Genomic DNA, 23,423 nt, shown 5'->3' with positions numbered 1-23,423 from the left:
GTCAAATGGCGGTTGTGAGCGAAACTGCAGCGAGCAATGAATTTTGTGAGTTTTCAACAACTGCTCCAGTGTCGATAGACCCAATCCTCAATACTCAGCCCGCCCCAGTCGGTTGTAATAGCTGATCAGCGAGTCATACGCTCGCGTCACCGCAAAAAAGTCATCGCTCAATCGCTGTGGTTCAGCCTTGTTCTGCCAGTCCTGGTGCAGAGCATTCAAGGTATCCAGATACGTCTGGGTCGGCCGGGCAATGTGTGACCAGAGATAACTGGGGACTTCGTTACGTTTTTCCGTTTCCGGCAACTGACCGTGGTTGAACTGCTGCCGATAGTCCCAGGCCAGTTGCAGTTCAGCGGTGGTTCTGGCCAGGGCCTGGGGTGTCAGGGTTCGATTTTTAACGCCCTCGGTGACCAGGTTCAGGGTATCTCTGGCCTGGATCATGTAAGCCAGCAAATACCAGTGAATGTCCTTGCCCAGACGCGCTTCGATCAGATTGAGCTGCGCGCGTCGCTGTTCAAGGTCCAGTGTTTCGACGTGCTGTCTGAGCAGCGCCGACGCCGCGAGGTAGTCGTCGGCCTTGGGTCTGAACTGGTCGGCAAACGCAGGCTGCACCTCGTTGATGACGGTCGAAAAGCGCGCCTGCCGGTAAAAAGTGATTTGCTGCGTCAGGGGCATTACTTGCTGTAACGCCTGCGCGTAGGCATCGGCTTTTAACGCCAGCGGCGGGTCGTATTCGAGCAGCTTGAGTTTTTCGCTGATTTTTGCCGAGCAGATGTCCCTTTGGAGGTAGGTCGCATCACTGGCACCGTTGTCGTCGAAGTCATGCTGGCGGGTGATCCAGTCAAGCACCGGCTGCTCAGATTGCTTCGGCGATTTGTACAGTTCGTATGCCACTCGCCAATGCACGTCGACACGATTGATGCAGTCGATCACCGGGCTGAGCGCATTGGCCTGGGCGGTGAGCGGCGCGTCGTGTTTATCCAGCCACAAGTCGATGCGGGCGACGAATGTCGAGGAGCCGGCCAGCCCCATCAAGATAAGCATCACGACAGTGGCGATGGGGAACAGCCATTTCGGGTTCATGGCTGTTTCTCCTGGCCGTACCACTGCTTGACGGTGGCCGGTGCGTTGCATTCGCTGGTGGTAACCGGCATGCGGCTGCACAAGCGTTCGGTCCATTGTTGCAGGCCCTGGTTGCGATTGACCGTGCCTTGGCTCGAGATCACTTTGAACACGCCGAGTATCAAGACCAGAACCAAAATGCCCGCGCCCATCAAACAGCGTTTGAACAAGGGGCTGGCGTGCTGCCAGGAAACGCGCGGCTTGACCTCTCTGCGGCGTATCAGCCCGACGGTTGCCAGCGTGCTCACGTAAACGAGGCTGCCAGTCACGCCATAAGCGTATCCGATGCCTGCCGTCATGATCGCGCAGGGAATCAGGTCGCGCAGCACGCCAAACGGCAGCGGGCCGCGCCAGGGCGAAAGGCGCGCACTCAATCGATCGTCCAGCAGCCAGAAGCGATGGGCGACTTGTCCTGTCATCCAGTTGAGTACCCAGCCGCCAGCGGCGAATATCATCGACCAGAACACCGTGACGCCGATCAATGCGCCCAGCCGTGTGCCTAACGGCGCGAATTGGATAAAGGAGCCGACCAGACAGGCGAGGACAATGGCCAGGTACATCGGCCAACTGTCGTAGACGAATTCCCAGTCCCGCCAGAAGAACGGCGTGCCGCCGGGCAGATTTGCGCAGATATCAGGATGATTGGCGTGCAACGCAGAGCTCAGCTTGCGGCATTGCACCCAGTCTTCGTCGCGTAAGCGCCGAGCCAGGGCGCGGCGCTGACTGAACGTCAAGGGGGCCAATAACAGGCGCGCGGCGCGATGCTGCGGCGTGGCGGCGGGTTCTGCCGCCAGGCTCTGGTGCCAGGCCAGAAAGATCGGTGCTTCACGACGCTCGGCGATACGCTGGCGCTGCTGCTGCAACTGTTCGATCAGGACTTCATCCAGTTCCAGCCGCTGCTGATAGCTGAACCAGTGAAAGGTCTCGATCGCCCACTCGATCAGGTCTTCGCAGGTGTCAGCGTGCTCGACGCAATGCCTTAGCACCGCGTCCTCCATGACATCGACGGCGCCATGCGCTACGGCGGTGGCATGCCGTTGTTCGAGCTCGTCACGGCTGACGTTATGCAATGAGCGCGTGACCACGTGCAGCGCATCAACCTCGACCACTGACAGGCCACTCAGGTCCCACGACTCTTCAACGCTGGAGTCTTCCTCGCGCAAGCGCTCCCATTGCTTGAAGTTCAGCGCTTGTTCGTAGGCCTCACGCAGACGCTGAAAACCTTCCGGGTCTTCGTCTGGACGTGTCTGTTTGAGCAGTGCCGCGTATTGGCGTTTGATTTGGCGCGTATCGGCGTCGGCCGACAGGCCAAGGACGGTCCAGCAACTCATTGCGTGTGCAACTCCATGAAAACCTGCGACGCGGCAACATCCCTGTAAACGGGGCGTAGTGGCAATTTGATTTTGCGCACACTACCTGTTTCGCGTCGAAAAGTCCTCGGGTCTCACCGTCAATCGCCGTCAATCGCCGACAAACCAGCGGTAATACGGATTGCCACCGTCGCCACGCATCACTTCGCGTACGTCCCTGGCCCAGGCATCGCGGTCACCGTCATAGGCATGCAGGCTCGCCCGATAGAACTGCATCAGACGCTGCTGATGGGCGTTCATGCGTTCGATGAACGCGGCATCGGCATTCAACAGCAACGGCGGCTGGCGCAGGTCGAGCAGGGTCGGCAACACGCGACTGATTTCCCCTGCGCGCACCCATGGCGCGTACTCGATACGCGGCTGATCGTCGGTCACCGGCAGCGCATCGCCGGCGAACCTTTCCAGGCCGGCGCGATCGGTTACCCAGGTCGCGAGCAGTGCGGCGGCGGAGCCGATGCCGACGTCCTGTAAGGTGCTGCGTACGCTGTCCTGCTGGAAGCGTTGGCTGATTTTCGCTGCATCCAGTTCGATCGGTTCCAGCGAACCCACCAACAGCATTTCGTGGAACTCGCTGGTCCACAACGTCGCGTAGGGAAAGACATCAAGGAAGCTGCGCACCAGCGAACGTGAGTCGTCGATGTTCTGTGTCGGCAACGGCAACCACTGTGCGACCAGGCCTTTTTTCTCCAGGCGGTTGGCGGCGAGCTGGTAGAAGTCGCGCGAATAAAGATTCACCACGCCAGCGGCGGAGGGCGGTGGTGGTTCGAGGGTGATCAGGTCGTAATGTTGCGGGTTGCGCAGCAGCTCCTGGCGACCGTCACGCAGGCGGACGTCGACAGCCGGGTCGGCGGCAGCATTGAAGTTACCCTTGAACAACGGTGCGGCTTTGATCACTGACGGCAGCAGTTCGGCGACCACCCGATGTTCCAGCCCCGGATAGCGGGTCAGGGCACCGGCGGTGATGCCCGTGCCGAAACCGATGACCAGCGCCGAGCGCGGCTCGCCGTTATGGATCAACAATGGCAACAACGCCTGAACACGCATGTAACGCAGCGATGGCATGGCGTCGCCGGTGTTGGAAACGCCCTGGATATACAAGCGTTGAAAGGTCTTCTGGCCCTTGCCCTGGGTGACCACGGCCACGGTGCCGCCGCGTCCTTCTTCGTAGAACGCCAGCGTGCCGTTACGGGCGCCGGGGAGCAGGCTGGCCAGTTTGTCGACCGGGGTGAAAATCGCCACCATTACCGACAACAAGCCGATGGCGACGACGCCCTGACGCCGGCCTTTCTTGACGTGATGCCCTTTGCGCACGGCGAAATAACCAATCCCGGCGGCGACGATCGCCAGCAGACCCAAGGTGCGCACCAGCCCCAGCAGCGGAATCAGCAAGAAGCCGCAGAGCATCACGCCGATAATTCCGCCCAGGGTGTTGAAGGCGACCACGGCGCCGACATCCTGACCGATTCGCTCACGGCCCACGCTCAATCGCAACGCCAACGGGAACGCAGCCCCCAGCAGCAGGGTGGGCACGAACACCATGCTCAATGCCGCCACCGCAAAGCGTGCGCTCATGCCCATCAACTCGCTGCCACCCATGGCCAATGCCACGGTCTCGGCTTGGGACTGCAAGAACACCAGCCAGCGCCCGAGAAAGGCGACTTCCAGCAGCGCGATCAGCCCGGCACCGGCAATCAGCAAACCAAACACGCCCCAGGGATCGCGAATACGGTCAACCCGACGGGCCAGTAGCGCACTGCCGAGGAACAGTCCGGTGAGGTACGTCGCCAGCACCACGGCAAAGGCATAGGTGCGGGTGCTCATGAATTGCACGATGGACTGCGACCAGACCACTTCGTACCCCAGCGCCACGCCGCCGGCGACGGAATACAACCACAGCGCCAGGCGATCCGGGGCTTTCTCTGCGTGGTGTTTCACCGGCGTATCGATGGGCGATATACGGTGGCGTTGAAACCACAGCGCACCCGCGGCCGCCAGCAGGTTGAGCATTGCCGCCGCCAAGGCACTGCCGCGCACACCGAGGGTGGCAATCAGCACGAATGCGGCGAGCAGGGTGCCCGCGATAGCACCGGCGGTATTCGCGGCATAGAGTTGGCCGCCAGCCTTGCCTGAGTGCTGCGGGTCCGCGGCCAATGAGCGAACCAGCACCGGCAGCGTGCCGCCCATCAGCAGCGCCGGGATACCGACCAGTGCAAACGGCAGCACCCAGGCAACCAGGCCGACGTGCTGTTCCAGCCAGGCGAACGGGCTGGCGGCGAGGCTCATGGCGAAGGTCGCGCCGACTCCGAGCACGGCCACCAGCACTTCCAGCCCGGCATACAGCAAAACCGGTTGCTGCAAGCGATCGGCCCAGCGCCCGAACAGCCATCCACCCAAGGCCAGGCCGGCAAAAAACGCGCTGATGCCGGTGGTGATGGCATACACCTCGACGCCGACCACCAGCGACAGCTGCTTGATCCACAGCACCTGATACACCAGTGCTGCAGCACCGGAGACGAACAGCAGCAGGGCGGGGATCAGCAGCGCCGGGGACGCAGCGGCGTGGGAAGAAGGGAGGGCCGACGACTTGCTGGCGACACGTGAGGACATTGCGGATTGCCTTGTTCCAGTTCAAAAAAGCCTGTGACGACACTGGCCTCATCGCGGGCAAGCCCGCTCCCACAATGGATCTGCGGTGCGACACAAATCCCTGTGGGAACGGGCTTGCCCGCGATTGGATCGACGCGGTCTCAAGCCCAAAATAAGTCCGCTCGCCGGTGAGGGCGAGCGGCGGTCAAGCCGTCTTACTGTGCAGGCTGGTTTTTCATTTTCTCGGCGATTTTTGCATCCACGGCAGCACGGACCTGGTCAATGCTGAAGCTGGCCGGTTTCTGGCTAGGTGGGTACTCGACGAAGGTTTCCAGGAATTTCGCGGCCTGGAAAGACGCTAGCGAGATGAGATACGCATTCTTGCTTGTCCAGTCGTAGTACTGGTCGGAAACCACGTCGGCGCGTTCGTACGGATCCATGCGCAAGTTGAAAATTTTCGGCACGCGCAGGCAAACGAAGGGCTCGGCCCACACCTCGAAACCACCCGGCTTGCGCTGTTCGCAGAACACCGCTTTCCAGTTTCCGGAGCGCATGGACACCAGCACGCCATCATCGTTGAAGTAAAAGAACTCCTTACGCTCACTCTTAGGTGACTGGCCCATCAAGTACGGCAGTTGGTTGTAGCCATCCAGATGCACCTTGAAACTGGTGCCGCCCGACGTCGGTGCCCAGCCTTTGAGCAGCTTGTCTTTCACGCTGGTGTCGCCAGCGGCGGCCAGCAGCGTCGGGAACCAGTCCAGCCCCGAGAACAACTCGTTGGAAACCTCGCCCGGTTTGATCTTGCCCGGCCAGCGCACCATCGCAGGCACGCGGTAAGCGCCTTCCCAGTTGGAGTTTTTCTCGTTGCGGAACGGGGTGGTCGCCGCGTCCGGCCAGGACCATTGGTTCGGACCGTTGTCGGTGGTGTAGACGACGATGGTGTTGTCGGTGATTTTCAGGTCATCAAGGGTTTTCAGCAGTTTGCCGACGTCACCGTCGTGTTCAAGCATGCCATCGGCGTACTCGTTGCCCGGCATGCCGCTCTGGCCTTGCATGGATTCACGCACGTGTGTGAAGGCGTGCATGCGCGTGGTGTTCATCCAGACGAAGAACGGTTTATCCGCCTTGGCTTGTTTCTCGATGAACGCTTGCGCGGCAGCAGTGGTTTCGTCGTCGATGGTTTCCATGCGTTTTTTCGTCAACGCACCCGTGTCCTCGATCTTGCCGTCGGCGAAGCTGTGGATCACGCCGCGCGGGGAGTTGGCCTTGACCCAGTCGGGATCATCCTTGGGCCAGTACGGACGCTCGGGCTCTTCTTCGGCGTTGAGGTGGTAGAGGTTGCCGAAGAACTCGTCGAAACCGTGGTTGGTCGGCAGGTACTCGTCTTTGTCGCCCAAGTGGTTCTTGCCAAATTGTCCTGTCGCATAGCCTTGGGATTTAAGCGCCTGGGCAATGGTGATGTCTCGTTTCTGAATGCCGACAGGTGCGCCCGGAACGCCGACCTTCGACAGACCGGTACGCAACGGTGTCTGGCCGGTAATGAACGACGAGCGTCCCGCCGTGCAGCTGTTCTCCGCGTAATAGTCGGTGAACATCATGCCTTCCTTGGCAATCCGGTCGATGTTGGGAGTCTTGTAGCCCACCACCCCCATCGAATAGGCACTGATATTGGTCTGGCCGATGTCGTCGCCAAAGATCACCAGAATGTTGGGTTTTTCAGCGGCCCCGGCTGTTGCCGAAATCGCCATCACCGAGGCTGCCACCAGGGCAAATTTCGGTAGCCACTTGTGCATGCGAGTCATCTGACTTGCTCCTTTGCTCTCTAGCGTCGCTCATGCGCGACAAACGTTTATCGCAATCCTGCATTACGCTTTCTTACTGCACTTGCTCGGGTGTGGTGGCATCGAACGGGTAGATCCGGCGCCATTCGGCGGCCATATCCACGATAGTCCAGCCACGGGATTTTGCTTCGTCCAGGGCCTTGTCCAGACGACCGATGTCGGATTGGCGGTCATAGGCCCATTCGCGTTTGGCGTCGGTGTGATGCACCAGCCCCATGAATCGTTTGCCCGGCCCTGCGGCCGTCCACTGCAGCATTTGCAGATCGCCATCGGAATTGCCGAAGGCGAGGATCGGCCGCTTGCCGATGACGGCATCGATGCTTTCCGGTTTGCCCGGGCCATCGTCGTTGTGCGCCAGTTTCGGCGTGCGCACGATCGAGGCTTTGCCGTCCTTGTACTGGAACGCGGTGACGAACGTGGTGCCGATGACCTGCTCCGGCGGGATGCCGTAGACCTTCTCGGCGAAGGCGCGCATGAAGCCGGTTTCGCCGCCGGAGACGATGTAAGTCTTGAAATCCTGGCTGCGCAGGTAGTCGAGCATTTCCAGCATCGGCTGGAAGATCATCTCGGTGTACAGCTTGCCGGTCTTGGGGTGTTTGGCCTGGCTCAACCAGGTTTTTGCGTAGTCATCGAAGGTCTCGGTGGTCATGCCGGTGTGGGTGGCAGCGAAGATTTTCATGATCCCGCCCATGCCGGAGGCCGCCAGCGCCTTGTGATCGTTTTCCAGTACGGCCTGGAACGGCTGGGTGGTTTTCCATTCCGGGTGCTGCGGCGCGGTGCGCTTGACTTCTTCCAGGGCAAACAGCAATTCGAAGTACATCGGCTGCTCACTCCAGAGGGTGCCGTCGTTGTCGAACACGGCAATGCGGTCCTCGGGCTTGACGAAATCCTTGCTGCTTTGGTCGGTGACAGCCTGGACGAACTCGATGATGTTTTTCTTCGATGGCCCGTCGTTCCACGACGGCAGGGGCTCGGCGGCCAGTGCCAGCAGCGGCAGGCTCAGGGCCAGTGCAAACAGCAGTTTCCACCCGTGGCGTTGGCGGATCGATATCGGATTCGTCATGGGAAATCCTTCTCTTGGACAGGGTTTAGTGGTCGTAATGCTGGACGGCAGGCCGCATTGCGAGGTTCGGCCTGCTTTTGCAGCGTAGCCAAGGATTTCTTCAGTTGGCGCAGCGCCTGATCTTCGGTTGATTGCCGGCTGTAACAGCCGCGCAACAGGTCGTGCAGGCGCGGGTCGAGATTGCCCAGTTTCAGGCCCAGTCGACGGCGTCTGGCCCAGAGGTACAGCGCGCTGAGTTGCGCGGGTTTGCCATCGATCTGCGCCGGAATCTGGCGCCAGGCGCAGTCGGCGGATTGCAGCCAGGCCGTTTGGCGGGCGTGGCGTCGGGTCTGTGCGGCGAGGTAGGCACGTTGGATGAACGGACGGCTAAACCAGCCTGCCAACCCCACGAGCAACAGCAGCGCCAACAGCCCCAGCCAGTGCCCGGAAAGATGCAGCCGGCCTTGCTGGCCAAGCTTTTTCAAGTCATCGGTGATCGAGAACACCGGTTTGTAAGCGCTGCTGGCAGTCGCCTCGAAGGTCACGGCCGGGACTTGGGCGGTGCGGGTTTGCTGATTGTTGGCATCCCACCATTTCAGGGTGATCGGCGGCAGTTCATGGTGTCCATCGGTGTCAATCCGATAGGTCACCGTGTCGATCCGCTGGCCGCCGATGAAATTGCCGCGACCATCGTCCAGAGTGCTGATGTGTGGGTTTTTCGGGTAACGACTCAGCCCGGTGACATCGGCCAATGAGGGTGCAGGCAATGCCATGGCCAGCGCCCCGTCAGCCTGAAGTGTGAGCTGGCGGGTGATGCTGTCGCCAACCTTCAGGGGCGTCGCCGAGTTGACGACGGTTTGGGTGAAGCGCAGCCCTTGGGCCACCAGCACCGGTTCCCCCGGGTTGAATCCCGGCGGCTGCGCGGCGGTGAAGTGCAACGGCTGGCTCTGCGCGCTCAGCTGAGTGCTGGCCTGCCCAGGGGTGGCCTGCACCGTCAGCGGCGGAATGTCGAAACCCTGGGCCAGATTCGGGGTGATCCGATAGCTATAGCGCATGCCGTTGAACGACTTGCCATCGAGCGTCTGGTTGATGTGCTCGGCATGACCGTCCGGTGGCAGCACCAGTGCACCGGGCAGTTTCAGGACGGGCAGGGTGGGGGCGTCGGTGAACCAGCTGTCGGTGAGGACGTCGAGTTGCAGTTCGAGAATGCCGCCGACCATGACCGAATTAGCGGGTTGCAGGCGGGTCTGAATTCGCAGATCAGGTTCGGCGGCCAGGGTTATTGTGGTGATCAGGCAGAGGAGCAGGCCTGTGAGTGTTGTGGTGGATGATCTGTCGCTATCGCGGGCAAGCCCGCTCCCACAGGGGATTTGTGGTGTGCGCAAACTCAATGTGGGAGCCAGCCTGCTGGCGATGGCCGCGACTCGGTTCATGGCTGGGCCCCCGCCTGATCCTGCAAACTGAATTTATGCTTCAAGAACTTCGCTGGCGATGTACTCAAGTTCTGCAACCATTGCGCATCCGAAGCCGCTTGCTGGGTCTGGACCGATTTGCTCCGGCCCTTGCCCGGTGCCTTGTCCATTTTGATTTCGTCTGGCTTGACCCTGGGCGCGTTCTGTTCGGCGCTTTCGGTGTCTTTCTGCAAGGCAATCGCCAGGGCCAGATTGGCCGTGGCCTGCGGGAACTGCGGCTGCAACTTCAAGGCCTGCGTGTAGGCGGCTATCGCCTGATCAAACTTGAAGCGGCGCACGTAAATATTGCCCAGGTAGAAATACGCCTGCGGCGTTTCCAGACGGGCGAAGCTCGCCAAAGCCAAGTCGAAATCAGCCGCATTGTAGGCAGCAATGCCTTTCCAGTACGGGTCGGAAAAATGCGCGGCCGCCTGCGGAAAATGCTCATGCTCGAAGGCCCAGCGGCCTTGCTGGTCGGGGGTGAAAAACGCGTCGGTCAATCCGTTGGCTTCGGCGGGCATCGGTTGAAAGCCGAGCCCCATCGCCAGCAACAGGCCAGCCATCCAGTTCAGGCTCCAACCCTTGCGCACGCTGAAGAAAGCGAGCAGCAGCAACGGCCAGCACAGCCAGTAACCGGCGTCTTTCCAGTGCAGTTCGCGCTGTTCGTCGCTGGCACTCTGGAAGTGTTGCTGGGCGTGCAGTTCGATCCAGTCCAGATCATCGTCATTGAGGCTCAGGCTGCCCAATGGTGCATCGACCGCCGACGCCAGTTGCTTTAGCGCCGCCGGGTCGAAACTGCCAAGCGCGGGACGTCCGTTGCTGTCCGTGCGCGGCTGACCATTGGCGTCGCGGATGATCCCGCCGTCCTCGCTGCCGACCGCCAGAATCAACACTTGCAGCTCACTGTCGGCCAGTTGTTTGTCCAGCGCGGCGAGCTGGGTCGTGTCGGCGCCGTCGGTGATCAACAGCAGCGTCCCCGGAGTTTTCTCGGCGGCCAGCAGACGTTTGGCTTGTTCTATGACCGCCGCAACATTTTTCCCCTGCCTGGCGATCAGGTCGGTGCTCAGGGCTTGAATGAACGTGTCGAGCAGGGTCGGGTCGTCGGTGGGCGGCAACACCAGATGCGCGCTACCGGCATACGCGATCAAGCCGCTGCGCGCACCGGAGCGCCGTGCGATCAGGTCGTGCAGCTTGTGTTTGGCGGCTTCCAGACGACTCGGTTGCACGTCGCTGGCGTCCATGGACGGCGACAGGTCGACGGCAATAATCAACGGCGCGCGGTTTTCCAGGAAGTCCGGGCGATCCTGTTCCCAGGTCGGGCCGGCGGCAGCAAAGGCGCCCAGAATCAACACGGCGCAGACCAAGTGCACCGGCCGCAAACGCTGGTCGTCCTGCGGGGTAATCAGCAAGTGCGGCAGCAAGTGCTCGGCAATGTTACTGCGCAAGAGCCGTTGCAGGTCGCGGCTGTGTCGCCAAAGCATCGGCAGCAACGCGGCGAAGGGCATCAGCAACAGCCACAGCGGACGCAGGAAATGCAGGTCACTGACATTGATCTCCATCTCAAGCCTCCTGCCGCTGGCGCGCAAGTGCCAGGTGCGGACGCAGCAGGGCGCTCAAATGGTAGAGCGCGAGCAACGCGATGGCGGCGCCCAGCGGCCACCAGAACAGGTCCTTCTTCGGCTGATGACTGAGGGTTTTGACTCGATGCGGGGTCAGTGTGTCGAGGGTGCTGTAGACCTGATCCAGCGCCGTGCGGTCTTCGGCGCGGAAGAATTTGCCGCCGGTGGTGTCGGCAATCTGCTGCAAGCCTTGGAGGTTGACCCTGGCTTCACCTTCGGCGCTCGGATCGCCGATGCCGATGGTGTGAATAACCACCCCTTTGGCTGCGGCCATTTCGGCAGCGTGATCCGGGGTGATTGCACTGCTGGTGTCATTGCCGTCGGTGAGCAGGATCAGCACTTTCTCTTGCTCGTGGGCCTGGTCGAGCAGCTTGAGGCTCAGGCCAATCGCATCGCCAATCGCGGTATTGGGGCCGGCCATGCCGATGCCGGTGTCGTCGAGCAACAGTGACAGGCTGGCGTGATCCAGGGTCAGCGGCGCCTGTGGATACGCACCGCTGCCGAACACGATCAGTCCGAGGCGATCGTCTTTGCGTTTGTCGATAAAGCCCTGCACGACGTCCTTGACCGCTGCCAGACGATTGATCTTCTGACCTTTGGCGTCGGTGAAATCGGTGGTCTCCATGGATTGGGAAAGGTCGATGGCGAGCATCAGGTCACGCACCGGTTGCTGGCGTTCGATGGGTTTTTCCACCAGCACCGGGCGAGCGGCGGCCACCAGCAACAGACTCCAGACCAGCAGGTTCAAGGCCAGCTGCCAGCGATTGCTGCGGGTCCCGGCCTGGCTCGGTGCCTGCCCGACCGCGCGGCTCATGGCGCCGAAGAATGGCACCCGCACGGCGCTACGAGCCTCGCGGTATTCGGGAAGAAAGCGGTAGCCCAACCACGGCAACGGCAAGAGCACCAGCAGCCAGGGGTAATCAAGCTGCCACATGGTGATGCTCCACCCAATGTTTGCAGGTGTTGAACAGTTGCTCGCGTTGATCGGCGGGCAATGCCTGCACTGTCGCGTCGGGTGCGTAAGCCAGCAGTGCCAGTTGTTGACTGAAGTCCGCCGGCAACGGCTGCGCACTGTGCCGCACCAGAAACGCTTGCCAGTCTTCACCCCCAAGCGCCCCGACAGTCCCCTGTGGGATCGCGGTGGGCATGGAGAGGGCGACTCGTTTGAGTAACTCCGGAAGTTCTCGCAGGGCGCCAAGTTGACCCGCGCTGCTTTGCAACTGTGCCAACCGCACCAACGCCTCACGCCGATACCGATCACGCCGCCACTGCCAATACCGCCGCGCGCCGACCAGCAACACGGCCATCAACACGACACCGAGCAGCACCCACCAACCCCATGTCTGCGGCGCGTAACTGACCGGCGCCGGCAACGCGATTTCCTGGAGTTGATCGATGCTCGGGATATTCGGATTCATCGCCGCCCCCTGCCCAGTTCGGTGCGCAGCTGTTCCTGGGCATCGGTTGCGGTGCTGAACATCATCAGTGGCACCTGACTGCGCCGCAGCAACGTGGCGACATCCTTGAGCCGACCACCGAGAAAATCCCCCAAGGGCTGATGAACGCTGCGTTGCTCGACCGCCAGTTCCACCTGCAACTGGCCCTGAGTGATCAACAAACGGCCATTTTTCGGCACATTCAACGCCAGCGGGTCATACACCTGCATGGCGATCACATCGTTGTGCGCCGCCAACCTTCGCATCAGCTGCAAAGTGCGCTCGCCGGCACCGGCAAAGTCGCTGACGATACAAATCAAATGATCGTGCCCGGCTACCGCCAGGCAATGTTGCAACACTTTGTCGAGTTGATCCTCACCTTCAGCGTCTGGATTGGCCGCATTGAGTTGCTGGTTCTGCTCGGCAATGCGGCTGCAAAACGCTTCGATCCGCTTACGGCTGCGCAGCGGGGCGATGCTGTCGATCCTCTGATCGTTGAACACCAGGCCGCCGACCCGATCACCGGCGTTGAACACCATCCACGCCGCCAGGGCGCCGAGTTCGGCTGCGATGGCCGATTTGAAGCTGCGCTGGGAGCCAAAGAACATCGACATGCGCTGGTCGACCAGAATCAATGCCGGGCGGTCGCGTTCTTCGGTAAAGGTGCGCACCACGGGTTTGCCGGTGCGCAAGGAGGCACGCCAGTCCAGGTGGCGCAAATCGTCCCCCGGTTGATAGCGGCGCAGCTCATCGAAGTTCAGCCCTCGGCCACGCAGGCGCGAGGCGTGGTTGCCGGCAAGGATGCTTCCTTGCGGCTGACGCGCCACAAAACTCAGGTCATGGGCCTTGAACTCCAGCGCCATCAATTGCGCCAGAGAGACATAGACCAGACCGTCGGCATTCATGCGGGAATGGCTACTTTATCAAGCAGGCGATCAAGCACCTGATCCGCCGTCACACCATCGGCCACCGCGTCATAGCTCAGTTGCAAACGATGACGCAGCACCGGATGCACCACGGCGCGAACATTGTCGGGCGAGACGAAATCCTGCCCCTGCAGCCAGGCATCGGCACGGGCGCAACGGTCAAGGCCAATGCCACCCCGAGGACTGGCACCGAGGGCGATCCAGCGGCCCAGGTCGGCGTCGTAGTCGGCGGGATGGCGGGTTGCGTTGATCAGGTCGATCAGGTAACGGTCGATGGCTGGCGACACATGCACGGCGCTGACTTCCCGGCGCGCGGCGAAGATCACGTCTTGAGACAGTGAAAACCCTTGGACCGCTGCCGTTTTGGCGCCCAGGGCAAACTCTTCTTCACGCAACAGCCGCAGCACCTGGCTCTCATTGTCGGCGCTCGGATAATCGAGCAGGACCTTCATCAGAAAGCGGTCCATCTGCGCTTCCGGCAGCGGATACGTGCCTTCTTGTTCAATCGGGTTCTGAGTCGCGACGACGATGAACAATTCCGGCAGCACATGGCTGTTGCCGGCCACGGTGATTTGTCGTTCTTCCATCGCCTCCAGCAAGGCGGCCTGGACCTTGGCCGGGGCGCGGTTGATTTCATCCGCCAGGATCAGGTTGCCGAACAGCGGGCCGGGCTGGAACTGGATTTGGTTCTTGCCATCGACCTGGTGCAGCACCTCGGCGCCGGTAATGTCCGACGGCAGCAGGTCAGGGGTGAACTGGATGCGACTCATCTTCGCGTCCAGGTGCCTGGCCAGCGCCTTGACCGTGCGGGTCTTGGCGAGCCCGGGCAGGCTTTCGAGCAACAAGTGCCCGTTGGCCAACAAGCCGAGGAGGATTTGCCGGATCACCTGGTCCTGGCCGAGCACGGCTTCGGCGATGCTGGCTTGCAGGGCATTGAGGTCTTGGAGCGCAGTCATGGGATGTTCCTTTTCTCAAAGGCATGCTCAAAGGCATCCTCAAAACATGAAAGTCGGAATCACGGGGATGAACGACAAACGAAAACTCCAGCGGCTGCTGATCAGGTCGTCCGGGTGAATGGCCGAATACTGGATTTCCCCTGAGATACGCACCGGCCGCTAAAAAAATGCCAATGTCAGGCTGATAGCAACACCGTTGCCTTCCGGGCGGTTCCTGGTGTCGAATTCCGGCACCCAGCGTGCGCTGACGCTGGCCTGTGCATCGTTGAATTTGCCGGCCCATCCCACCACTGGCCCGGCACCCACGGAGCGGCCGCGAAAACCATTCAGCGAATCGGCGGTCTGGCCTTTGTCGTCGGTAATCTGCTGCACGTAGCCGCCGACCAGGCCGGCGCTCCAGCCATTGCCGAAGCCATGGGTCCACATCGCGTCGAAGGTGAATATGTTGCCGTTGCGATAATCCGTGGCGTCGTTCTCGGTATAGAACTCCAGGCCGCTCGACAGGGTGAATTCACCGCCTTTTCCGTCCAGGTGCGTGAACGCGACGGTGGGCATGAAGGTGTAGGTGTTCTGGCCGGGATTGGCCAGACGATCGACGTTGTAAGCACCGGTCGGCACGTAGATCGGCAGGGACAACGAGAGGTGGTTGACCTCGTCGAAGTGATAGCCCGCCGCGATTGGCGTGATCAACATGTCGGCGAACTGTGTGCCGGTATCTCCGGTGCCCAGCGTTCGGCCACGCGGGCCGGTGATGCTGATGTTGACGTCGGTGTACTGCACCGGCACGCCGATGGCCGAGGCGTAGTTCCAGGAGCCTTTGCCGGTGTCCCAGACATGCGTGAAGTTGGCCATGGTGTACGAGACTTTCATGTCCAGGTCGGCGCCGATCTCGCCGGAAATCGGCACGCCCTTGCTGCCCTTGAGAGCGCCGTCATACCAGATGCTGCTGAAGGACATGACCCAGCCCGGTTCAGGCGGCACGATCCCCGCATTGGAAAACACCAGTTGCCCGGTGATCGGCCGACCGACACCGCCCTCTGCCGCCAGGACCAGAGGGCTGGTGCCGATGACACAGAGCGCCAGTAAAGGACGCATTACAAAAAACCTGACCATGGGCGGCTCCGCTTATTGTTTTTGCAGGTTGACGGGTGTCAGCGGCGGAATTTGCCACTGGCCACTGCTCACTTCCGGTTTTGGCAGGTACAGGCGCAAGACGCCATAGAACGGACCATCGGGGGCCGGCAGCCAATTGCTTTGCAGGTCGTTGGTCGGTGCCTTGTTCTGCAGGTACAGCGTCAGGCCGCCGTCGGCGTCGCGCTTGAGATCGGGCAACATCCGCGAGTTGATCAGGTAGCGATTCAGCGGGTTGGCCACCAGCAATTTGTTCTTGCCGTCGTACATCGTCAGCGACCAGAACGCGTCGGCCGGGGGCAGGGCGCCCTTGTCGAAATGCAGGGTGTAATCGTGTTTTGCAGCGTCGACCGGCTGGCCGTCCTTGTCGACGAAATAGCCGATGTAATTCGCCTCTTCGGCGGAGTTGCCGAAAATTCCCATGTTGGCACCGGCATAGCGGTACAGGTAATTGCCGTTGAGGTGATCGCGGCTGCCGAAGAAGTCGCCGCTGGTGACCTGATGCGTATCGACCTTGTCTTTTTTAAACCGGGCGAATTCGGCCTTGGCATCGCTGATGCCGTCTTCCAGGGCCTGGCGCTGTTCAGCGGTGTAGTTGTGCAGCTTGAAAGGCTTGCCGGCTTCAATGCCGATTTTCTTGAAGCGCGCGAGCAGGTCCTTTTCGGCGTCCTGCGCCGGGGCGAACGCCAGCATGAAGTTCAAGTAGCGGAACAGGTCCGGGGTGTCGCTCATGGTCGGCGTCGGTTTCGGCCAGGCGATCTTCGGTGCCGGCGGCGGGGCCTTGTGTTTGACGTAGTGGCTGAGCGTCTCGACCTTGTAGCCTTTCTGGATCTGCTTGACCTTGTCCAGGTCCTTTTCATCGAACAGCTGCGTGCGATACAGGGCATAGGCGATGTTGGTTTCGCTGCGCAGCAATCGATCCATGTTCACCGGTTGCTGACCTTGCCAGTTGGGGCCGGCGATCATGAAATGGCCGCCGTTATTGCCTGTGCTGCGGGTGCCCAGATAGGCAAAGTTCTGCGTGTAGGCGTCGATCAATTGCACTGAGTAGTAACGGTTTTCGTCGATTTTCGGCAGGGTCAGTACCAGCGGTTCAGCGCGCAGGTCCATCCAGATGAACGAGTAGGGTGTGTCGGCGTTCGGCGTGACGAAGGCGCTGTCCTTGGCGGTGAACGCCTTGGCGGTGTTGCCGATTTTGTTGAACGGCGCTTTGAAGTTCGAACCCTTCTTGTCCACGGCCTGGGTGTACAGGGTCTTGTACATCTCCACCACCGGGAAACCGTACAGGTAGGCTTCCTTGGCGATACCCCGGGCTTCTTCGGGGGTGGCGGTGAAGTCGGCCCAGGCGCTGGTGCTCAGGGTCAGTGAGAGTGCGGTGAGCATCAGGCGTTTATTCATAGAACATCCTTATTGAATCCTGAACGTCATTCCACGGCCGTGATGCCGTCAAGCGTCGCGCGTTTGTCAAAGTGAGCTGCGGTCGGGACGGATTGCTTCACAGAAATGTCGTTATTGTTTTTCAAATCCTGAGCCCCGACGCCGCAGCTGGCGAACATCGTCATCAGGCTGAAACCGGCTACACGAATGAGAAGACGCATGGGAAACTCCTTATTTACCTAAGGTGAAGTTGATCGCGCAAAATCATGGAAAGCGCGGCAGGCCGTCGCCTGTGTGCTCCACGTTGCGCAGCGGTTCGATAGAGGGGTTGAGCGTATTTAAGCTGAAAGCCTGGGCGTTGCCGCCACCCGAATCGAGTGGTACTCAACGGGCCTCGTTTGGTGGTGCAGTCGTCATGAAGGTTGGCACGGGGGGGCAGGTTCTGGGGGCTGTTACTCGTGTTGGCTGCCTCGGCGTTATCCGCAAAGGCACAAACGGCAGGCGCAAACCATGCCGCCGGCAAAAAGGCGCGCACTCCTGGATTCTTCGACATGATTCCCCGGTTCCTTCGTGGCTCATTGGACGACTCGGCACTTGGCGGCCGTTACTGCGTAATCTCTTTCCTATCAAGCCTGTAGGACACGTCTGATGAAGTTAGCAGCTAACGCCGGGTTCGCCAGTCGTAGCGGGCGATTCCTTGGTTTTTGTACAAGTTTTTGTTTTTCTCTGTGTACTAAAAAGTTAATACGGATCAGGGGGTTGTCCGTTGAAGCTGATAGTCGGTTGAACATTCCCGCGCACGCACGTGGGAATGTTCGGCTGTTCAGCTCTTCTTCATTTGCGACCGCACCCACTCTTCCTGCTCGCGCAACTGCGGGGTGAACTCCGCGCCGAAATCATCGGCCTCGAAGATCTGGCGTATCTCGATTTCAGCTTCGGTGCCCGGCATCGGGTTGGGGCAGCGCTTGACCCATTCGATCGCTTCCTCCCTGGATTTCACTTGCCAGATCCAGTAGCCGGCAATCAGCTCCTTGGTTTCGGCGAACGGGCCGTCGATGACGGTGCGCTTGTCGCCCGAAAAGCGTACTCGCGCGCCTTTGCTGCTCGGTTGCAGGCCGTCGCAATCGATCAGGATGCCGGCCTTGGCCAGTTCCTCGTTGTAGTTGCCCATCGCGCTCAACAGTTCCTCGCTGGGCATCACGCCGGCCTCGGAGTCCTGGCTGGCTTTAACAATGATCATGAATCGCATGGTCTTATCTCCGCTGTAGGGTGGGTGATTCATTGTGTAGTCGAATGACCGAGTGCCGAATCGACAACGTTGCTAAAGAAAGCCTTCGAATGTGCAGATTAGTATTCAGCTCACCGTTCAGATAGCGGCCCACCTTGGCTGGAAACCCCACCCGATAACTATGTACCGCACCAGACCACTGCTGCGTCGACATGCTGTGCCCTACAGACAAGGAGTGACTGTATGGCACCACAAATATTCAACGATGGATCGTCGGGAAGTGTCGTCATCAGGTCGGGCCCGCCCGCTTCAAGCGGTGGTTCAGGTGGAGGGACTGGCGGCGGAGGGGTTTCAGGCGGGTTTGGCGCGACCAACAAGAAAAAGCAAAGGGCCCGAAAGCGCGCCATAGAGGCCGCTCGTCAGGCAAAGGAAAAAGAGCGTGTACAGGCTGGGGCCCAAGCCCAAGCCCAAGCTGCAGCACAAGCACAAGAAAAAACCCAGGCTCAAGCCGACGCGGCGCAGGCTCAAGAGTTGTCTCGTCTCCAGGCCTTGCAGCAGTTTCTCGCTGGGCTGACGCAGCGCCAGGACACCATCAGAGCTGAGGTTGACCGCCATTTTGCGGCCAAGATCGGTCAACTCGCGCCATCCCTTGAACATGAGATATCGGGCGCTCGAAGACCGCCGAACAGCGGTTCGAGCGAGCGTTGGCAGCTCTACACCATCACCAAGGAAAAAAACGAAATCGACGGGCTCATCGCCCGTAAAGCCGCAGAGCGCAATGCAAAGAATGCGGTTGCCCGATCCTTCGACGGGCACGATCCATTTACCCGTACTTCGAGCGATTACCTGACACGACTGGGGGCGTTCGGCCAAGCGCTCAATGACGGTCATCAGATTTGGGAAAACGCCTATAACGCGGCCCACGAAGCCAGGCACCTGTCCGCGCAGATAAATACGCTCACCGATCAATCCAACTCCCTGGCCAGGCATCATGCCGAGCAGACCGTTGTCTGGCGTGAAAGGGAAGCCGTCTGGGAGCGTAACCGGCAGTATGCCGAGCAGCGTGAGGCGCGAGTTCGATTCAAGCAGCAGGCCGATGAAGACGCGCGCGTCGAGCGGGTCAGGCGGGCCAACACGCTGACTGTGCCCGTATCGACAGCGGCTGCCGGCGGGATGTTGTTGACCCGCGAGGGTGTACTCGTTGCTCAGGACGTAGCGGCGGTGATTGAGGCCGCTTCGCGAGCTGCAGGCAGGCTCCTTGGCGATTTTGTTCGTATCGGAGCCAGAACGGCGCCGGTATTCGTTACCGCCATGGTCTACTCGCCGACGCTAGGCAATGGCGAGCTGACACCCGACCAACGCAGGCGACTGTTCCATTCAGTTGGCGTTCCGGCGCAAGCGATGGGGCTTTCTGACAGTAGCGTTCTGCAAACGATCGCTGATGCGGGTGGGTCGGTGGAAGTGGCCTATCGGCTCAAGCCCGAAACGGTGCCTGAAGGCACCGCGATCATTGCCGTCAGCACCGGCGGCGAAATTGGCGCACAGGTTCCGGTTGTCAATGCAGCACTCGATCCACTGACCGGAACCTATAACGCCCAAATTCCGGGATACCCCGGCAGGCAATTGCAGTTTGTTCCGGAGGCGCCGGCGCTGGCTGCGATGGTGAGTCAGGGCGGGTTGGCGGTGATCACGCCGCAGATCCAGAACATCCCGGCAGGCGTCGATCTACGCATTCAGGATTGCATCGTGTGCGTGCCGGACCTGCCACCGACTTATTTCTCATTCGGCTTGCCCGCGATGGGTTCTGGCGTCGTCACCGGCACCGGTCAGCCCGCTGGCCTCGATTGGTGGAAAATCGCCAGCCAGGCGAGCGGGGTGGCTATTCCAGTACAGATCGGCGATCAGTTGAGAGGCCGGCAGATCAACACGTTCGGGGCCTTCGATGAAGCGCTTTGGCGAACGGTCGGCGAGTCCCCGGCGCTTGTCTCCGAATTTGATGAGGTGAACAAAAAGCGCATCGAACAAGGCTTTGCACCCTATGCGCCGAAAAGTACCTGGGTGGGGGACAGGCGTGAATTCGAACTGCGTTATCAAGAGTCCGCAGCATTCGGTGAAAACCCCTTCAACCTCGACAAAATCAGTATCACCGCGCCGCAAAGCGCCTTTGGAGAACGAGGGATCCTGCCTGCCATTGAGGCCTGGCCAATTCGCCCTGTTGGTGCGGGCACCTGGACGCCCCTCGTTCCTCCGGGTATCGACCACCTCGGTCCTACAACATTACCGCTCACTCCGCCGATTCCAGCGGTTTATCCCGGCACTCCTGCCATCCCGTTCCTACCGCAAAACGAGACGTTTCCGGCTGTTGACGAAGGGCAGATCGGTGCCAGTATTCCTGGGTATCCGGTGGATATGGAGTTGCCTTCGCCGGATGTGCTGTTTCTTGATCGGCGCGATGATCCGGGTGTCGCAACCGGGACTGGGCAGTCGGTGTCAGGAGTGTGGCTCGGTGAAGCCGCTAGAGGGGAGGGAGCGCCTATTCCTTCACAGATTGCAGACCAGTTAAGAGGAAGGGAGTTTGCTAATTTTCATCGATTCAGAGAGGCGTTTTGGAAGGCAATTGCGGCTGACTTAACTTTAAGCACTCAATTCAATGCCACAAACATAAGGTTTCTGCGCAAAGGTACCGCGCCTTTTCCTATTGAAAATGATCAGTACGGAGGACGAGTTAAATACGAGCTCCATCATCAATTGGAGATTGCCCAAGGAGGTCCGGTGTATGACATGGACAACATTGTTGTAATGACACCGAGACGACATGTTCTAGTGCATAAAGGAGGTCAGCAGCTATGAAAAGTTATTCACGTATCGAAGATTACACAGAGTCTGAGTTTCTGGAGTTTCTTCGAGAGCTTTTTGAGGGCGGAGAGGATTTGACGGCTGATGAGTTTGATCAATACATGACCGAGCGCGTAAATCATTTCGAGGAGATCACCGAACACCCCGGCCGTTCCGACGTCATCTTCTACCCCAAGGAAGGTCAGGAAGACAGCCCGGAAGGCATCCTTAAGGAAGTCAAGGAATGGCGAGCACTCAATAACAAACCCGGCTTCAAACCGGATTAATGTCCGGCCATTTATACAAAGGATGAACAAGGCGCGCGCATCTGCCGAAATCAAATGAACAGATGCGCTGTGCTGGAAGTTTTCAAGTGGTCAAAAGGAAGCATTAAAGATGGATCTTAAATCGACACTCAAGGATTACACCGAGCCGGAATTCCAGTCCTTGGTAAACAGGATTTGGGCAGTTGATCTGCCTAAGCGTACTCACGATCAACTGATCAATCATTTCGACCGTATCGTTGGCCATCCTGACGGTGCCGACCTGCTGTTTTACTCAAAGGATGAGTACAACGTGAATTCCCCTGAGTGGGTCGTCGGCTATGTGATCGAGTGGTGGCAAAAACAGGGTTTGGCCGCGTTCAAGGGCCAAGGTGTGTCTGTGAGAACGCCAACGCCGTATGTGCCGCTGAATCCCGCGCAAATGGAGCAGCAACGAGCGACTTTGAGTCTGGCAAGTGTTCAAAGAGTCGTCGCTGGAGTGTTAGCGTCCGAGCAAACGGTTGAAGTGTCTCTTGCTCTTCTTGAGCAACGGACCAAACACCTGCATGACCAACAGGCTGAAGCAGTGAACATCATCGAGCGCGAGGCGAGTCTCCGAGCGCTGGAAGCGGCCGAGTACGAGGCGCGGACCTCCGTGCGCCAGTATGAATTCTGGAAATCGAGCATCGAGTTGACCAGGAGCGCGGTCATGCGTGACAAGACCGGCGCTCGGTCAGAGCAGGTGCTGTGGCAAAGTATCGCGCAACAGATCAACACCGCCCATGAACGGTACGCAGGCAGTTTGATCGCCATCAACCAGCGTCTGCTTCGCTTGCAAGTTCAGGCAGAAGCATTGCTGGTCCTCACACAATCGCGACTTGTCCGTCAGCGCCATAAAGAGGGTATCGGCCCGACCCAGACGCCAGGTCTGCTTCTCGCAGACCTTGCCTTTGCCAAGGTACGCCCGAGTATCTTGCTCAACGGTGCGTTGTCGCAGCCACTGGATACTCATTGGATGGCTCTGCAAAAATCCATACGTTCGGTTATGGCAGAGTTCACCTGGCAGCTCACTGCTGCAACCGAGGCTCATACAGGTCAGTACGCAGCGGTCCTGCAACTGGAGTTTGTCAGTCGTGCGGAAACCGGGATGTATGGATTGAGTGTGCCCCTTGCCGAGCTTCACCCTGTCGAGGGGCAGGACTGGCAAGCTCTGGCGAAGTCTCAATCCGGGGTCGAGATGCGCTTCAGAATGAACAGCGGCAGCTATTTCGTTCCACCCGGAACCTTGTCTCGGGGATTGAAACGGATAGAAACGCTGCTTCAGATAGCTATTACCCCGACCAATGGAACGAAGGTACGAGTGCGCGAGGCCGTTTGGGATGAGCGTCTGGAAGCTTTCTGCTTCACTACTGACGCAAAAGTACCGGTTACCGTTAACTGGCATTCGCCGGACGTACTTCAAACCACTTCGGACCTGGCACCAGACTCCGCGAGCAGGTTGGGATTCCTCATCTCGTCACCCGCGCCCTCGCTCGAGGTGATCGACGATATTGCAGGCATTCGGTTTGATGACTATGTCGTAGTCTTTCCGGCAGATTCCGGGATGGGGCCCCTTTATGTCATGTTCAGGGATTCGCGCGAATATCCCGACATGTCGATCGCTGAGATCGCGTCATGACAGGACTTCGTTCACGACCTGCTAATCCACCCTCCGGCCAGACAAAGGAATGTTGCCCCCTATGCCTGTTTTGCAACTGACGACCCTGATCCCAAACCGTACACCGGACTTTGTTCTCGACTTTTGTCTGGAAGGCCTCAATTTTCCGAATATCTTCCCGGAGCGAATCACGCTGCTGAGCGATATCGACTTGAGCAACCTGCGCATTGAAGCCGGGCGCCAGTTCCGTTTTCGACACTGGATGTTCAATGTCATTCCGGCGAACTGGACCGTGGTGATCCGCGAAGTGGGCGAGCAGCATTTCATCGATGAAATGCTCGAGGGGCCGATGGCTGCCTTTCGTCATGAACATCGGGTGGAGGCTGGGGAGGGCGGTACGCTATACACCGACCGGGTCACTTACGCGGCCATCGGTGGCGCGTTTACGGAAACGCTGTTGGTGAACGCGTATATGCGCCGGATTTTTGCGGCACGGCACCGCAATATGTTGCGGTTATTGGCTTGAACACGACCTTGTGGGAGAGGGCTTGCCCGCGATAGCGGTGTGTCAGCCGACATTTAT

The 23,423-nt window shown here is 59.7% G+C and carries 19 protein-coding genes; 4 read left to right on the top strand and 15 right to left on the bottom strand.

Annotated features, from left to right (window positions below):
• Positions 1–87: 87 nt before the first annotated feature.
• The 15 genes from ACM6I0_RS12005 to ACM6I0_RS11935 all read right to left on the bottom strand — a co-directional run bounded on the left by ACM6I0_RS12005 (position 88) and on the right by ACM6I0_RS11935 (position 18,106).
• Positions 88–1,083: a DUF3829 domain-containing protein gene (locus ACM6I0_RS12005; protein ID WP_414922350.1), complete on the bottom strand. Its 996-nt coding sequence runs from the start codon at positions 1,081–1,083 to the stop codon at positions 88–90.
• Positions 1,080–2,453 carry a J domain-containing protein gene (locus ACM6I0_RS12000; protein WP_414922349.1) on the bottom strand — a complete coding sequence of 458 codons (1,374 nt, stop codon included), beginning with the start codon at positions 2,451–2,453 and terminating at the stop codon, positions 1,080–1,082. Before ACM6I0_RS12000 ends, ACM6I0_RS12005 begins: the two co-directional genes overlap by 4 nt.
• A 129-nt stretch (positions 2,454–2,582) precedes the next feature.
• Positions 2,583–5,099, bottom strand: a complete 2,517-nt coding sequence (locus ACM6I0_RS11995) for a fused MFS/spermidine synthase (RefSeq protein ID WP_414922348.1) — start codon at positions 5,097–5,099, stop codon at positions 2,583–2,585.
• Between the two features lie 194 nt (positions 5,100–5,293).
• Positions 5,294–6,880: an arylsulfatase gene (locus tag ACM6I0_RS11990; RefSeq protein WP_259157219.1), complete on the bottom strand. Its 1,587-nt coding sequence runs from the start codon at positions 6,878–6,880 to the stop codon at positions 5,294–5,296.
• A gap of 73 nt (positions 6,881–6,953) precedes the next feature.
• Positions 6,954–7,982, bottom strand: a complete 1,029-nt coding sequence (locus ACM6I0_RS11985; protein WP_414922347.1) for an HAD family hydrolase — start codon at positions 7,980–7,982, stop codon at positions 6,954–6,956.
• Positions 7,979–9,394 carry a hypothetical protein gene (locus ACM6I0_RS11980; protein ID WP_414922346.1) on the bottom strand — a complete coding sequence of 472 codons (1,416 nt, stop codon included), beginning with the start codon at positions 9,392–9,394 and terminating at the stop codon, positions 7,979–7,981. The genes ACM6I0_RS11985 and ACM6I0_RS11980 overlap by 4 nt, the downstream gene beginning before the upstream one ends.
• The gene (locus ACM6I0_RS11975; protein WP_414922345.1) at positions 9,391–10,971 is read right to left on the bottom strand and encodes a VWA domain-containing protein; all 1,581 of its coding nucleotides are present in this window, start codon (positions 10,969–10,971) and stop codon (positions 9,391–9,393) included. Before ACM6I0_RS11975 ends, ACM6I0_RS11980 begins: the two co-directional genes overlap by 4 nt.
• Before the next feature lies 1 nt (position 10,972).
• Positions 10,973–11,965: a vWA domain-containing protein gene (locus ACM6I0_RS11970; RefSeq protein WP_414922344.1), complete on the bottom strand. Its 993-nt coding sequence runs from the start codon at positions 11,963–11,965 to the stop codon at positions 10,973–10,975.
• Positions 11,952–12,449, bottom strand: coding sequence for a DUF4381 domain-containing protein (locus tag ACM6I0_RS11965; protein WP_414922343.1), 498 nt, complete (start codon positions 12,447–12,449; stop codon positions 11,952–11,954). Before ACM6I0_RS11965 ends, ACM6I0_RS11970 begins: the two co-directional genes overlap by 14 nt.
• Positions 12,446–13,372, bottom strand: a complete 927-nt coding sequence (locus ACM6I0_RS11960; RefSeq protein ID WP_414922342.1) for a DUF58 domain-containing protein — start codon at positions 13,370–13,372, stop codon at positions 12,446–12,448. Before ACM6I0_RS11960 ends, ACM6I0_RS11965 begins: the two co-directional genes overlap by 4 nt.
• Positions 13,369–14,349 (bottom strand): AAA family ATPase, encoded by a 981-nt coding sequence (locus ACM6I0_RS11955; RefSeq protein WP_414922341.1) that lies wholly within the window; start codon positions 14,347–14,349, stop codon positions 13,369–13,371. Before ACM6I0_RS11955 ends, ACM6I0_RS11960 begins: the two co-directional genes overlap by 4 nt.
• 159 nt (positions 14,350–14,508) lie before the next feature.
• Complete coding sequence (locus ACM6I0_RS11950; protein ID WP_259157212.1) at positions 14,509–15,462, bottom strand: transporter; 954 nt, start codon at positions 15,460–15,462, stop codon at positions 14,509–14,511.
• Positions 15,463–15,474: 12 nt separating this feature from the next.
• Positions 15,475–16,878, bottom strand: a complete 1,404-nt coding sequence (locus ACM6I0_RS11945) for a DUF1254 domain-containing protein (RefSeq protein WP_414922340.1) — start codon at positions 16,876–16,878, stop codon at positions 15,475–15,477.
• Positions 16,879–16,904: 26 nt separating this feature from the next.
• Entirely contained in the window at positions 16,905–17,078 is a 174-nt protein-coding gene (locus ACM6I0_RS11940; protein WP_259157210.1) for a hypothetical protein, read from the bottom strand.
• 602 nt (positions 17,079–17,680) lie between these two features.
• Positions 17,681–18,106: a YciI family protein gene (locus ACM6I0_RS11935; protein WP_414922339.1), complete on the bottom strand. Its 426-nt coding sequence runs from the start codon at positions 18,104–18,106 to the stop codon at positions 17,681–17,683.
• A 222-nt stretch (positions 18,107–18,328) separates the two neighbouring features.
• Here ACM6I0_RS11935 and ACM6I0_RS11930 point away from each other — a divergent pair, with 222 nt between their 5' ends.
• The 4 genes from ACM6I0_RS11930 to ACM6I0_RS11915 all read left to right on the top strand — a co-directional run bounded on the left by ACM6I0_RS11930 (position 18,329) and on the right by ACM6I0_RS11915 (position 23,366).
• Positions 18,329–20,935 (top strand): S-type pyocin domain-containing protein, encoded by a 2,607-nt coding sequence (locus tag ACM6I0_RS11930; RefSeq protein WP_414922338.1) that lies wholly within the window; start codon positions 18,329–18,331, stop codon positions 20,933–20,935.
• A complete protein-coding gene (locus ACM6I0_RS11925) occupies positions 20,932–21,207 on the top strand; it encodes a bacteriocin immunity protein (protein ID WP_414922337.1) in 276 nt (91 codons plus the stop codon). Before ACM6I0_RS11930 ends, ACM6I0_RS11925 begins: the two co-directional genes overlap by 4 nt.
• Positions 21,208–21,316: 109 nt before the next feature.
• The gene (locus ACM6I0_RS11920; RefSeq protein WP_414922336.1) at positions 21,317–22,861 is read left to right on the top strand and encodes a bacteriocin immunity protein; all 1,545 of its coding nucleotides are present in this window, start codon (positions 21,317–21,319) and stop codon (positions 22,859–22,861) included.
• Between the two features lie 61 nt (positions 22,862–22,922).
• Positions 22,923–23,366: an SRPBCC family protein gene (locus tag ACM6I0_RS11915; protein ID WP_285431027.1), complete on the top strand. Its 444-nt coding sequence runs from the start codon at positions 22,923–22,925 to the stop codon at positions 23,364–23,366.
• The last annotated feature ends 57 nt before the right edge of the window (positions 23,367–23,423 follow it).

The sequence above is a fragment of the Pseudomonas sp. IT-P294 genome (assembly GCF_949767865.1).
GTDB lineage: Bacteria > Pseudomonadota > Gammaproteobacteria > Pseudomonadales > Pseudomonadaceae > Aquipseudomonas.
This window is presented reverse-complemented; position numbering and strand designations above follow the sequence as displayed.